This window comes from Kitasatospora sp. NPDC127067 (assembly GCF_042724755.1).
Taxonomy (GTDB): Bacteria; Actinomycetota; Actinomycetes; order Streptomycetales; family Streptomycetaceae; genus Kitasatospora; species Kitasatospora lactacystinica.
Genome location: NZ_JBHXEM010000020.1, coordinates 51,852 through 64,476, shown reverse-complemented (window position 1 = coordinate 64,476; position 12,625 = coordinate 51,852). Strand labels below are relative to the sequence as shown.

Here is a 12,625-nt window from a genome sequence, read left to right as displayed (position 1 = left end):
AAGTGACGAACGATCAGAACGCCGGCGGGGCCGGCGGCTTCAGTGAGGTCCGCAACTTCCGCGAGCTGGCCGGGAGCTTCGGCGCGGTGGCCGCCGCGTACGACCGCGGCCGCCCCGGCTACCCGGAGGGGCTGTTCGACGAGCTGGAGCGGTTCTGGGGCCGCGGGCTCAAGGGCGCCCGGGTCCTGGACGTCGGCGCCGGCACCGGCATCGCCACCCGTCTGCTGGCCGCCCGCGGCGCGGACGTCGTCGCGGTCGAGCCCTCCGCCGGGATGGCCGCGCAGTTCCAGTCCGTCTCGCCGGACCTGCCGCTGGTCCGCGGCGTCGGCGACGACCTGCCGTTCCACGACGGTTCCGCCGACCTGGTCACCTACGCCCAGGCCTTCCACTGGACGCACCCCGAGAAGTCCGTCCCCGAGGTGCTGCGGGTGCTTCGGCCGGGCGGCGCCGTCGCGGCCTGGTGGAACGTCTTCGACGAGAGCGTCCCGTGGGTGCGCGCCCGGGACGAGCGGCTGTGGGCGGCGCTGTCGGGCCGCTACCACGGCTACCGCCGGATCGCCGAGCTGACGGTGCCCTTCGCCGCCGCCGGGCTGGAGGTCTCCCGTGCCGAGCTGCGCTGGCAGCGGCAGGTGCCGGTCGAGCAGGTGGTCGACAACCTCACCTCGCGCTCCTACTTCGCCTCGCTGGACCCGGAGCGGCGCGAACCGCTGCTCGCCGCCGAGCGCGCGGCGCTGCTGGCCGAGTTCCCGGACGGGCAGGTGGTCGAGCCGTACGTCCTGGACCTCACCGTGGCCGTCAAGCGGGACTGACCGGGGAGGCCCGCCGCCTGCCCGCATCGCGGACGGAGCGTCCGCCGGCCGGACGGCGGGCGTAGGCTCGGTACCCACAGCGGCCCCCGGACCCTCCCAGCAGCGGGGTGCCCGCGAGAGCCCCGAAGGAGTGGAGCACAGTGCCCGAGCTGAGGTCCCGTACGGTCACCCACGGTCGCAACATGGCAGGCGCCCGGGCGCTTCTCCGGGCGGCCGGTGTAGCCCGCGAGGACTTCGGCAAGCCGATCATCGCGGTCGCCAACTCCTTCACCGAGTTCGTGCCCGGGCACACCCACCTCCAGCCGGTCGGCCGGATCGTCTCCGAGGCGATCAAGCGGGCGGGCGGCATCCCGCGCGAGTTCAACACGATCGCCGTGGACGACGGCATCGCGATGGGCCACGGCGGCATGCTCTACTCGCTGCCCTCGCGGGACCTGATCGCCGACTCGGTCGAGTACATGGTGAACGCGCACTGCGCCGACGCCCTGATCTGCATCTCGAACTGCGACAAGATCACCCCGGGCATGCTGATGGCCGCGCTGCGCCTGAACATCCCGACCGTCTTCGTCTCCGGCGGCCCGATGGAGGCCGGCAAGGCCACCCTGGTCGACGGCACGGTGCGCAAGCTCGACCTGGTCGACGCGATCTCCCAGGCGGTCAACGAGAACGTCTCCGACGAGGACATCGCGATCATCGAGGAGAACGCCTGTCCCACCTGCGGTTCGTGCTCCGGCATGTTCACCGCCAACTCGATGAACTGCCTGACCGAGGCGATCGGCCTCTCGCTGCCGGGCAACGGTTCGGTGCTCGCCACCCACACCGCCCGCCGCGCCCTCTACGAGGACGCCGGCCGGACCGTCGTCGAGATCACCAACCGCCACTACGGCCAGGACGACGCCTCGGTGCTGCCCCGGGCGATCGCCACCCGCGCCGCCTTCGAGAACGCCATGGCCCTGGACATCGCCATGGGCGGCTCGACCAACACCATCCTGCACCTGCTCGCCGCCGCCCAGGAGGCCGAGCTGGACTTCGACCAGCGGGCCATCGACGCGATCTCCCGCAAGGTGCCCTGCCTGTCCAAGGTCGCGCCGAACGGCTCGTACTACATGGAGGACGTGCACCGGGCCGGCGGCATCCCGGCCATCCTCGGCGAGCTGTACCGGGGCGGGCTGCTCAACGAGGACGTCCACACCGTGCACGCCGACTCGCTCGCCGAGTGGCTCAAGACCTGGGACGTGCGCGGCGGTTCGCCCTCCGCGGAGGCCGTCGAGCTGTGGCACGCCGCCCCCGGCTGCGTCCGCTCCGCCGAGGCCTTCTCGCAGTCCGAGCGCTGGGAGTCGCTGGACACCGACTCCGCCAAGGGCTGCATCCGCAGCGTCGAGCACGCCTACTCGGTCGAGGGCGGCCTGGCCGTGCTGTACGGCAACCTCGCCGAGGACGGCTGCATCGTGAAGACCGCCGGCGTGGACGAGTCGATCTGGACCTTCAGCGGTCCGGCCGTCGTGGTCGAGTCCCAGGAGGACGCGGTCGAGGCGATCCTCGCCAAGCGGGTCAAGGAGGGCGACGTCGTCGTCATCCGCTACGAGGGTCCCAAGGGCGGCCCGGGCATGCAGGAGATGCTCTACCCGACCTCCTTCCTCAAGGGCCGGGGTCTGGGCAAGGCCTGCGCGCTGGTCACCGACGGCCGCTTCTCCGGCGGCACCTCGGGCCTGTCCATCGGCCACGCCTCCCCGGAGGCGGCCTCCGGCGGCACCATCGCGCTGGTCGAGGACGGCGACACCATCGCCATCGACATCCCCGGCCGCCGGATCTCCCTGGAGGTCCCGGACGAGGTCCTGGCGGAGCGCCGCCGGGCTCTGGAGGCCGCGGGCGGCTACCGGCCGAAGAACCGCGACCGGCAGGTCAGCCAGGCCCTGCGCGCCTACGCCGCGATGGCCACCTCCGCCGACAGGGGCGCCGTCCGCGACGTGTCCAAGCTCGGCTGATCCGGCCGGGCCCGCACGGAACGGCACCGGGGCCGTACAGAGCGGCACCGGGCCCGCACGGAACGCGGCCGGGCCCGCACGGAACGAGGAGGAGCCGTCCCACCGGCCGGGACGGCTCCTCCGCCGTGTGCGGCGGTCGGGTGATAATCGACGGCGTGAGCGAGCAGCCCCCCACCCCCGCCCCCACTCCCGTCGGCGCCCCCGAGCCGGAGCCGATCCGCTGGTTCGGCACCAGCTGGCTGAACCGGGACAACGGCTACTGGCCGCGCCGGGTCGCCGTGTCGATCGGCGCCCTGGTCGCGGCGGCCGCCGTGGTGCTGCTGCTGCGCTTCGGCATCGAGGGCATCGCCCTCTCCGACAACGGCACGTTCCTCAACGGGCTGCTGACCGCCGCCATCGCGGTCTGCTCGATGATGGCCGTGCGGCGCACCTGGAAGGTGCTCACGGAGGGCAAGGACCAGCTGACCGGCTGGATGGCCGAGGAGAAGTCGCTCGGCGCGGTCTGGCTGATCGGCGGGGCCGGCTCGCTGCTCGCCTACTTCGCCCGCAGCCTGGTCGAGGCCCCCGGCGAGGCGGTCCGGCGGGCCGCCTACGAGCGGGCCGTCGCCCAGTACGAGAAGCGCCAGGCGGGCCGCAGCCGCCGGCCCGACGCCAAGGCGCCGGGCCGGGCCAAGCGCAAGCGCTGACGCCTCCTGCCACCGGACCCTAGGTCCGGCTGACGCTGCCGCACTGGTCGGCCGGGGTGATGTCCTTGCTCCGGTCGTACGGGTCGGTGGTCGGGCCGCTCGGTGCCGGGTCGTGGCTGGTGAACTGCTGGAACTGCGGGTGCAGGAAGCCGTCGTAGACGTCGCAGGCGCTGTTGCCCGCGTCCCACTGGGTCTTGGCGAACACCAGCTTCTTCGCGTCGACCTTGTAGTGCTTCGGGTCGTAGAAGCGGACGTCGTCGACCTTGCGCACGATGGTGCGGGTCGTCCAGGTGTCGCCGTTGTCGGTGGCGGCGGCCCGGGTGACCAGGCCGACCGGCTTGGCGGTGCCGCCCGGCGCGGTGTCCGGGGTGCGGCGGCGGGACGATGCCAGCTTCTCCGCGTCCGGGCCCGGCTGCAGCGGGTAGACGAAGGTGAAGTCGGTGTGCACCAGCACGCCGCCGTCACCGTCCTCCTCGAAGCTGATCCGGCCCTGGACCTTGACGGTGGTGCCCACCAGGGCGGCCTCGCGCGGGTCGAAGCGGGTGAACCAGCTGGTCGGGTCGGTCTCCTTGGCGGGGTGGTCGAGGGCGGCGACGGCGTTGGCCCGTTCCTGGCGGTCGAGCATCGCCAGGGCGGCGTCCGGACGGGCCCCCGCGATCACCCGGGGGTCGAGGTTGGAGGCCGTCAGGTAGTCCTTGACCGACTGGAGCTGGGCGGCGACCTCGTCGGCCGAGAAGACGCCGACGGCCTTGGCCTCGGGCAGCACGAAGGCCTCCGGGCCGTTCGGCCAGCCCTCGGCGGGGGAGCCCTTCCAGGGGTGGTCCACGGTCGGCTGGTCGTCGGGGGTGGCCGGCGGTGCCGAGGTCGGCCTGGCGGTCTCCGGGGCGACGGTGGGTACCGGGGCGGCGGAGGAGTTCTTCCAGACGTGGTCCGAGAACCATGTGCGCAGCCCGTCGACGTTCAGGACGGAGAGCACCACCGCGACGGTCAGCGCCACGAGCACCGGTGCGCGCCAGCCGCGCCGGCGCGGGCGGGGGTTGCCCCACGGGTCGAGCGCGGCGGGCTTCGGCTTGCGCCCGAACCGGCCCTTGGGCGCGGACGGGCCGTCGTTGACCGAGCGGCGGCCGCCCGGGTCGACCGGCGGGGTGTGCTTCCACCGGGCGGACAGCATGCGGGTGCGCCCGCTCTGCTCCTTGACGGTGGCCCCGCGGACGAATTCCTCGTCCAGGACGAGGTCGGCGAACGGGTCCTTCCCGCCCGCCTCGCGGCCCGTCTCGGGGCGCGGTTCCGGATCTTCGGCTGTCGGCATCGCGCCAGTATGCCGACAGGGTGTGACGGTCCGTTGATCGGGGGCACACTTCATGGTGAACGCGTGTGCGTGATCCGTGGGATCGGTGTCGTTTGTCCGGAAACGGGCAGGTCGCGGGTGGCCGTCAGCCCTTGCCGCGGGCCTGCTTGACCGACCCGACCACCCCGGCGATCGCCAGCAGGAGGCCGGCCGGCAGCAGCGAGAGGAAGAAGGCGCCGAACAGGCCCTCGTCGCCGAGGAACAGCTGGGCCAGCGTGTTCAGCGCCAGCAGGCCGCCGGCCGCCGGGAGCGCGGACTGCCACGGGTGCTCGTTCGCCCAGCGGCGCAGTCGCCGGTCGGTGGTGTCGCGCCGCAGTCGGCCGCCGACGGTGCCGACCAGGAAGAAGAAGAACAGGCCCCAGCCGGCCGGTGAGGCCAGCATGCTCAGCGACCAGTTCCCGGAGATCGCCTCGATCCCCAGGGCCGTCGCCCCCACCACCGCACCGACCCCCGCGGCGGTCCGCCACGGGCCCACGGTCGCCGAGGCGACGGCGAGTTGCCGGTTCTCACGTCGGGACATTTCGTCGTGTGCCATGACTCCACGGTGCGCTCCCCGGAGCCGGGAGGCCATAGGGGAAACCCCCGAGTTCTCTCCCTAGGGGCAAGGGTCGTTCGGGTCCGTGGCGACCACGGGTCGGACGGTCCCCGCGTGTGCCGGTGGGCGGTGCGAGGATGGCCGCAGTACCGAGGCAAGGAGCGGACGATGGGCAGCAGCGCAGCACACGGACAGAAGATCGCCTTCCTGGGCACCGGCAAGATCGGGGAGGCCCTGCTCTCCGGTCTGCTGCGGGCGGGCAAGGATCCGGCCGATGTCCTGGTGACCGCCCGCCGCCCGGAGCGGGCGGCCGAACTCGCGGCCCGCTACGGCGTGGTGGCCGTCTCCAACGCCGAGGCCGCCAAGCTCGCCGACACCCTGATCCTGGCGGTCAAGCCGCAGGACATGGGCGCCCTGCTGGAGGAGCTGGCCCCGCACGTCGGCGCGGACCGGCTGGTGATCTCGGCCGCGGCCGGTGTCCCCACCGCCTGGTTCGAGGAGCGACTGGCGGCCGGCACCCCGGTGGTCCGGGTGATGCCCAACACCCCGGTCCTGGTGGACGAGGGGATGAGCGTCATCTCGGCCGGTTCGCACGCGGGGGAGGAGCACCTGGTGCGCGCCGAGGAGATCTTCAGCTCGGTCGGCAAGGCGCTGCGGCTGCCCGAGTCCCAGCAGGACGCGGCCACCGCGCTCTCCGGCTCCGGTCCGGCCTACTTCTACTTCCTGGTCGAGGCGATGACCGACGCCGGCATCCTGCTCGGGCTGCCCCGGCAGGTGGCGCACGACCTGATCGTGCAGTCCGCGATCGGTGCCTCGGTGATGCTGCGCGACTCCGGCGAGCACCCGGTGAAGCTGCGCGAGGCGGTCACCTCCCCGGCCGGCACCACCATCGCGGCGATCCGCGAGCTGGAGAACCACGGGGTGCGGGCCGCGCTGCTCGGCGCCCTGGAGGCGGCGCGGGACCGCTCCCGGGAGTTGGCCTCCGGCGGGAAATGACCGCTGCGCGACCCCTCCCGTAATCGCGGCGCGCCCCCTACGCTCTCGCCAACATCGTCCTACCGGGCGGTAGCGAGGTCTGCGAGGTCCGTGTGGAGTCCGCCTGGAGGTCCGCTTGAGTGCCGCACCGTCCGCAGGGCCCGTCCCGTCCGCCATGGCGCCCGGTCTGCGCGTCGGGCGGGCGGCGCTCGCCGTCAGCTTCCTGCTCCAGGGCGTCACCTTCGCCCTGCTGGTCACCTGCATCCCGGAGATCCAGCACCGGTACGGGCTGAGCGACGGGCTACTGCCGGTCTTCCTGGCCGCGGTGCCGGTCCTGGCCGGGGTCGGTTCGATCGTCTCCGAGCAGTTGGTGAAGCGCACCGGCGCACGGACCGTGCTGCGGGTGGTCCAGCCCGCCGTCTGCCTCAGCCTGGCGGCCGCCGGACTGGGCGGCACGCTGTGGCAACTCGCCCTGGCCCTCGGCGCGTTCGGGCTGCTGGTGGGCGCGCTGGACGCGAGTGTGAACATGCTCGGGGTGGGGCTCCAGCACCGCTACGGCCGCTCGATCATGATCGGCTTCCATGCGGCGTTCAGCCTCGGCGGCATCCTCGGCGCGGCCCTGGCGGGCCTCGGCTCGCACTACGACCTCGGGCTGCCGGTGCTGTTCGGCACGGCCGCCGCGGTGATCGCCCCGCTCGCCCTGCTGACCGGCGGCCTCCTCGCCGGCCCGGCCGAACTCGGCGACGCCGTCCGGGAGGCCGCGGAGGCCGCCGCCCGGTCCGTCCCCTGGCGTCCGCTGCTGCCGCTCTGCCTGGCGATGGCCTTCGCGTACATCGCGGACGCCTCGGTCTCCAACTACAGCGTCAAGTACCTCACCGACGGGCTGGGCAGCCGGGAGGACCTCGCCAAGCTCTCCTACCTGGGCTACATGGTCGCGATGCTGCTCGGCCGGGCACTGGGCGACCGCGCGGTGCAGCGCTTCGGCGCCGTCCCGGTGGTCCGTACCGGTGCCGCGCTGGCCGCGCTCGGCTTCGGGCTGGCCGCGGTCGCGCCCGACGCCTGGGCGGGCATCGCCGCCTTCACCGTGCTGGGCTTCGGCATCTGCGCGATCATCCCGCAGGTGTTCGCGGCCGGCGGCCGGCTCCTCCCGGCCGACTCCGACGCCGCGGTGGCCCGGCTCAACCTCTTCAACTACGTGGGGTTCCTGCTGGGTTCGCCGCTGGTCGGGGCGATCGCGGACGCCGCTTCGTACCGCTGGGCGCTGCTCGCCCCGATGCTGCTGGTGCTCGCCGTCCTGCCGCTGGCCGACCGCTTCGCCCCGGAACCCGCCCCGGCCCCCGCCGTCGGGTGACGGCGGGGGCGGTCGACGGGACGTGGGGTCAGCTGATCACGGTCTGGAGCTCGGGCACTCCGTAGGTCCAGCCCTGGTCCTTGGCCGTGCCGTTGCCGACCTGGCCGAACTCGTAGTAGACGTACGGCGCCCAGTTCAGCGTGTACGGCGCGGTGCCCCACGCCGGGGTGTCGGTGATCTTGACGGTGAGCGTGACGCTCTTCGTCGCCCCGGGCGCGATCGGCGCGTTGAAGTGGAAGTTGGCGCTGTTCCCGTTGATCGCGCAGTCGGAGGTGTCACCGGTGCAGCTGAGGACGGTGAACGCTCCGGCCTGCGTGTTGGCCGGCCAGGTCGGCTGGACGGCCTCGTAGGCGAAGTAGATGGGACTGGTCTCACTGTTGGTGAGCGACAGCGTCAGGGTCAGCTGGTCTCCCGCCTTCGCCGTCGACTTGTCGACCGCGAAGGTGGTGCCGCTGACCGCGGCGGAGGCCGGCTGGGCGGCGAAGAACACGCCAAAACCCAGTATTGCAGCGAGAATTACCCCAAGGCGTTGCACGCTGAATGGCTTCATGGCGGAGAGGATATGGAGTCGCAAAGCGTTTGTCTGCACCGCCTCAACACCCGCCTCCACAGCTGCCCCACAACTTCCGTAGTTTCATTGCGCACCCCACGCCCGGCGGCTCCCGCGAGTGCCGCCCGGGCGCGCCCTGACGGCGGTCCGGCCACCGCCACCCGCTACGGTGGAGGCCATGCCCGAAGCCGAGCGTGACACCCCCTGCGGCCTGCACCTCTTCTGGGACGAGGCCGTCACCGCCTACGACTTCGGCCCCGGCCACCCGATGGACCCGACCCGGCTGGCCCTCACCATGCGCCTGGTCGAGGCCCTCGGACTGAGCACCGCACCCGGGGTGACCGTCCGCTCCGCGCCGCCCGCCGGCGAGTCCACCCTCCGGCTGGTGCACACCCGGGAGTACGTCGAGGCGGTCCGGAACGCCGCCGCCCATCCCGAGCGCTCCGACCCGCTGCACGGACTGGGCACCGACGACAACTGGTCCTTCCCGGCGATCCACTCGGCCTCGGCACTGATCGCCGGCCAGTCCGTGGCCGCCGCCGAGGCGGTCTGGCGCGGCGAGACCCCGCACGCCGTCAACTTCAGCGGCGGGCTGCACCACGCGATGCCCGGCAAGGCCTCCGGCTTCTGCGTCTACAACGACCCGGCGCTGGCCATCGCCCGGCTGCTCGAACTCGGCGCCGAGCGGGTCGCCTACGTCGACGTGGACGTCCACCACGGCGACGGCGTCCAGGCGGCCTTCTGGAACGACCCCCGGGTGCTCACCGTCTCGCTGCACGAGCACCCCGCCACGCTCTTCCCGCAGACCGGCTGGTCGATCGAGACCGGCGGCGAGGACGCCCCCGGCTCCGCCGCCAACCTGCCGCTGCCCGCGGGCACCGGCGACGCCGGCTGGCTGCGCGCCTTCCACGCCCTGGTGCCCGAACTGCTCGACGCGTTCCGGCCACAGGTCCTGGTCACCCAGCACGGCGCCGACACCCACCTGGAGGACCCGCTCGCCCACCTCGCCGTCACCGTGGACGCCCAGCGGCTGATCGCCGAGGCGCTGCACGACCTCGCCCACCAGTACGCCGGCGGTCGCTGGGTGGCCACCGGCGGGGGCGGCTACGCCGTGGTGGACGTCGTCCCGCGCACCTGGACCCACCTGGTCGCCACCGCCGCCGCCCGGCCCGTCGACCCGGCCACCGAGACCCCCGAGTCCTGGCGCGCCGAGGTCTACCGCCGCACCCGCCGCCCGGCCCCGCTGCGGATGACCGACGGCGCCCGCCCCGCCTGGCGCGACTTCGACTCGGGTTACGATCCGGCCGACCGGCTCGATCAGGCCATCCTCGCCGCCCGGCGGGCGGTGTTCCCCCAGCACGGACTGCTGGCCTGAACCCGCCGCCCTGGTCAGGCCGTGCGTACGCCGGGCGGTGCCATCGGCCGATCGGCTACGTACTGCAACGGTCCTATCTCTCACCGTACGAGGACTGCACTTCCCCTCTTCCCACTGGTACCACCCATAACTACTCTGGGGATACACGTGTGCCGGTGGAGTCACCGGAGGGGAAGCCGGTGCCTTGCACACGGGTAAGGGTCGGGTGATGGTCATGAGTTCCGTCGAGCGCCCCCTTCAGGAAGTCGTCTTCCTGACCGTGGCGGAGGTCGCCGCGGTCATGCGGGTGTCCAAGATGACGGTGTACCGACTGGTGCACAGCGGAGAGCTGCCGGCCATCCGGGTCGGACGGTCCTTCCGGGTGCCCCAGCAGGCGGTGCACGAGTACCTCAAGGAGTCCTACGTGCGGCTCGAGAGCGCGTAGCGGCGGCGCGCGGGTGCGGGGTCCACACCGGTGGGCGCCGCACCCGTTCGCCGGGGATTTCCCCCGAGTTTCCCGGTATCGGGGAGCACGATTACGGCCTTAGCACCGTGGACGGTAGGCTAGGCCCTCACGTCAGTCGTATGGACTCCGTCTCTCACGGGCGAGAGTCTCAGTGAGCGAGGGTTGTTCCGTGGGCTCTGTCATCAAGAAGCGTCGCAAGCGTATGGCCAAGAAGAAGCACCGCAAGCTTCTGAAGAGGACCCGCGTTCAGCGTCGCAACAAGAAGTAAGCGCCCCCGGCCGCGCCTAGCGCGCCCAGCGCTTCCACCGCCCGCCCAGCCCCTCGTGGTCTGGGCGGGCGGTGTCATTTCACGGCCCGGCGGGGCGGCGCGGTACGGTGCACGCAGGCCGCTCGGGCCGGGGAACGGGGGCAACACCGTGGGCGTGGTCGTGCTCGTCACCGGCGTGGCGCGCCATCTCGGTGCCCGCTTCGTCGCCGAGGTCCGCCGCCGGCCGGGCGTGGACCTGGTGGTCGGCGTGGACGTGCAGCCGCCCCGACTGCCGCCCGAGGAGCCGGCCGGTCCGGCCGCCCCGGCCGCCCCGTACCGCTTCCACCAGCTCGACCTGCGCCGCCCTGCGCTCTCCCGGGTGCTCGCCGAGCACCGGGTGGACACCGTGGTGCACCTCAGCGTCAGCGCCACCGGCCTGGGCTCCACCAACCGCTCCGCGGTGAAGGAGTCCAACGTGATCGGCACCATGCAGCTGCTCGGCGCCTGCCAGAAGGCCCCCGGGGTGCGCCGGCTGGTGGTGAAGTCCACCACCGGCGTCTACGGATCCGCGCCCCGCGACCCGGCGGTGTTCAGCGAGCGGATGCAGCCCAAGGACCCGCCCGGCGGCGGCTTCGCCAAGGACGCGGCGGAGGTCGAGGGCTATGTGCGCGGCTTCGCCCGGCGCCGCCCGGACGTCGCGGTGACGGTGCTGCGCTTCGCCAACATCGTCGGCCCGGACGCGGACACCCCGCTCAGCGAGTACTTCGCGCTGCCCGTGCTGCCGACCGTGCTCGGCTACGACCCGCGGCTGCAGTTCGTGCACGAGGACGACGCCGTCGCGGTGCTCTGCCGGGCCGCCGACGAGCCCGCGCCGGGCACCGTCAACACCGGGACCTTCAACGTGGCGGGGGAGGGCGTCCTGCTGCTCTCCCAGTGCGCCCGCCGGCTCGGCCGGCCCACCCTGCCGCTGCTGCTGCCCGCGGTCAGCTGGATGGCCGTGCTGGCCCGGCAGACCCGGCTGGTCGACGTCTCGCCCGAGCAGCTCCGGCTGCTCACCCACGGCCGGGTGGTGGACACCGCGCGGCTGCGCGACACCTTCGGCTACCGCCCGGCGTTCGGCACCCCGGAGGCCTTCGCCGACTTCGCCGCCGCGCAGGGGCCGGGTCTGCTGCCGCCCGAGCGGCTGGCCGCCGTCACCGACCGGCTGACGGCCCTGCTCGGCCCGGAAGGGGCCGCCCCCGCGGGGCCGGCCGCCGGACCGGACGCCGTACCGAACCGCCCCCGCCCACCGAGGAGCTGAACCCGCGATGAGTGCCGCAGCCGAGAACGTGCCGGGCGAGGCCAAGGTCATCCCGATCGAGTCCGCCCCCAGCTGGACCTCGCCCGAGGGGCCGAAACTGGCCGACCGGCTCGCCGAGGCCGTCGGCGGCGTGCTGTCCGGGCCGCTCGGCCCGGCCGCCACCGGGTTGTTCGGCAAGGGCTGGGAGGGCCGTGCCGCCGAGCGGCTGGCCTTCCTGCGCCGCCGGGTGACCGGCGACTACGAGGTGGACGAGTTCGGCTTCGACCGGGAGCTCACCGAGGAGGTGCTGCTCTCGCTGCTGCGCCCGCTGGCCGAGAAGTACTTCCGGATCGACGTCCAGGGCGTGGAGCACATCCCGGCCGAGGGCGGCGCGCTGATCGTCGCCAACCACTCCGGCACGATCCCGCTGGACGCCCTGATGACCCAGGTGGTCATCCACGACCACCACCCCGCCCGGCGGCACCTGCGGATGCTCGCCGCCGACCTGGTCTTCGTGCTGCCCGGCGTCAACGAGGTGGCCCGCAAGGCCGGCCACACGCTGGCCTGCAACGAGGACGCCCAGGCCCTGCTGGAGCGCGGCGAGGTCGTCGGGGTCTGGCCGGAGGGCTTCAAGGGGATCGGCAAGCCGTTCTCCGAGCGCTACAAGCTCCAGCGGTTCGGCCGCGGCGGCTTCGTCGCCTCGGCGCTGCGGGCGCGGGTGCCGATCGTGCCCTGCTCGATCGTCGGGGCCGAGGAGACCTACCCGATGATCGGCAACGTGAAGACCCTGGCCCGGCTGCTGGGCCTGCCGTACGTGCCGGTCACCCCGACCTTCCCGTGGCTGGGCCCGCTCGGGGTGCTGCCGCTGCCGACCAAGTGGACGATCCGCTTCGGCGAGCCGATCGCCACCGACAGCTACCCGGCGGAGGCGGCGGACGACCCGATGCTGGTCTTCGACCTGGCCGACGAGGTGCGCGAGACCATCCAGCACACCCTTTACCAGCTGCTGGTGCAGCGGCGTTCGGTGTTCTTCTGACGGT

The 12,625-nt window shown here is 73.1% G+C and carries 13 protein-coding genes; 10 read left to right on the top strand and 3 right to left on the bottom strand.

Annotated elements, in window-relative coordinates; all coding sequences use genetic code 11:
* Positions 1-2: 2 nt before the first annotated feature.
* The 3 genes from ACFWJ4_RS11645 to ACFWJ4_RS11635 all read left to right on the top strand — a co-directional run bounded on the left by ACFWJ4_RS11645 (position 3) and on the right by ACFWJ4_RS11635 (position 3,480).
* Entirely contained in the window at positions 3-809 is an 807-nt protein-coding gene (locus tag ACFWJ4_RS11645) for a class I SAM-dependent methyltransferase (RefSeq protein WP_380542181.1), read from the top strand.
* Between the two features lie 140 nt (positions 810-949).
* Entirely contained in the window at positions 950-2,794 is a 1,845-nt protein-coding gene (ilvD, locus tag ACFWJ4_RS11640; protein ID WP_380351269.1) for a dihydroxy-acid dehydratase, read from the top strand.
* 155 nt (positions 2,795-2,949) lie between these two features.
* The gene (locus ACFWJ4_RS11635; protein ID WP_359902722.1) at positions 2,950-3,480 is read left to right on the top strand and encodes a hypothetical protein; all 531 of its coding nucleotides are present in this window, start codon (positions 2,950-2,952) and stop codon (positions 3,478-3,480) included.
* Positions 3,481-3,499: 19 nt separating this feature from the next.
* On the opposite strand, the gene ACFWJ4_RS11630 is transcribed toward ACFWJ4_RS11635, so the two are convergent.
* Together ACFWJ4_RS11630 and ACFWJ4_RS11625 are read right to left on the bottom strand one after the other, a co-directional pair.
* Positions 3,500-4,789 (bottom strand): hypothetical protein, encoded by a 1,290-nt coding sequence (locus ACFWJ4_RS11630; RefSeq protein WP_380542178.1) that lies wholly within the window; start codon positions 4,787-4,789, stop codon positions 3,500-3,502.
* Between the two features lie 124 nt (positions 4,790-4,913).
* Positions 4,914-5,363, bottom strand: a complete 450-nt coding sequence (locus ACFWJ4_RS11625; RefSeq protein ID WP_380542175.1) for a hypothetical protein — start codon at positions 5,361-5,363, stop codon at positions 4,914-4,916.
* A gap of 168 nt (positions 5,364-5,531) precedes the next feature.
* On the opposite strand from ACFWJ4_RS11625, the gene proC reads away from it, so the two are divergent.
* Positions 5,532-6,359, top strand: a complete 828-nt coding sequence (gene proC, locus ACFWJ4_RS11620) for a pyrroline-5-carboxylate reductase (protein ID WP_359902730.1) — start codon at positions 5,532-5,534, stop codon at positions 6,357-6,359.
* A gap of 154 nt (positions 6,360-6,513) precedes the next feature.
* Positions 6,514-7,689 (top strand): MFS transporter, encoded by a 1,176-nt coding sequence (locus tag ACFWJ4_RS11615; protein ID WP_380542243.1) that lies wholly within the window; start codon positions 6,514-6,516, stop codon positions 7,687-7,689.
* Positions 7,690-7,717: 28 nt separating this feature from the next.
* Here the strand turns inward: ACFWJ4_RS11615 and ACFWJ4_RS11610 are convergent, their stop codons facing one another.
* On the bottom strand, positions 7,718-8,179 hold the full coding sequence (locus tag ACFWJ4_RS11610; protein ID WP_380542172.1) for a hypothetical protein: 462 nt from the start codon (positions 8,177-8,179) through the stop codon (positions 7,718-7,720).
* Positions 8,180-8,417: 238 nt separating this feature from the next.
* On the opposite strand from ACFWJ4_RS11610, the gene ACFWJ4_RS11605 reads away from it, so the two are divergent.
* The 5 genes from ACFWJ4_RS11605 (at position 8,418) to ACFWJ4_RS11585 (ending at position 12,621) form a co-directional block, all read left to right on the top strand.
* Positions 8,418-9,614, top strand: coding sequence for an acetoin utilization protein AcuC (locus tag ACFWJ4_RS11605; RefSeq protein WP_380542169.1), 1,197 nt, complete (start codon positions 8,418-8,420; stop codon positions 9,612-9,614).
* Between the two features lie 214 nt (positions 9,615-9,828).
* Entirely contained in the window at positions 9,829-10,038 is a 210-nt protein-coding gene (locus ACFWJ4_RS11600) for a helix-turn-helix domain-containing protein (RefSeq protein WP_045699258.1), read from the top strand.
* A 190-nt stretch (positions 10,039-10,228) separates the two neighbouring features.
* Entirely contained in the window at positions 10,229-10,327 is a 99-nt protein-coding gene (locus ACFWJ4_RS11595) for a 30S ribosomal protein bS22 (protein WP_003948845.1), read from the top strand.
* Between the two features lie 148 nt (positions 10,328-10,475).
* A complete protein-coding gene (locus tag ACFWJ4_RS11590; protein ID WP_380542166.1) occupies positions 10,476-11,606 on the top strand; it encodes an NAD-dependent epimerase/dehydratase family protein in 1,131 nt (376 codons plus the stop codon).
* 7 nt (positions 11,607-11,613) lie between these two features.
* Entirely contained in the window at positions 11,614-12,621 is a 1,008-nt protein-coding gene (locus tag ACFWJ4_RS11585; RefSeq protein WP_380542162.1) for a lysophospholipid acyltransferase family protein, read from the top strand.
* The last annotated feature ends 4 nt before the right edge of the window (positions 12,622-12,625 follow it).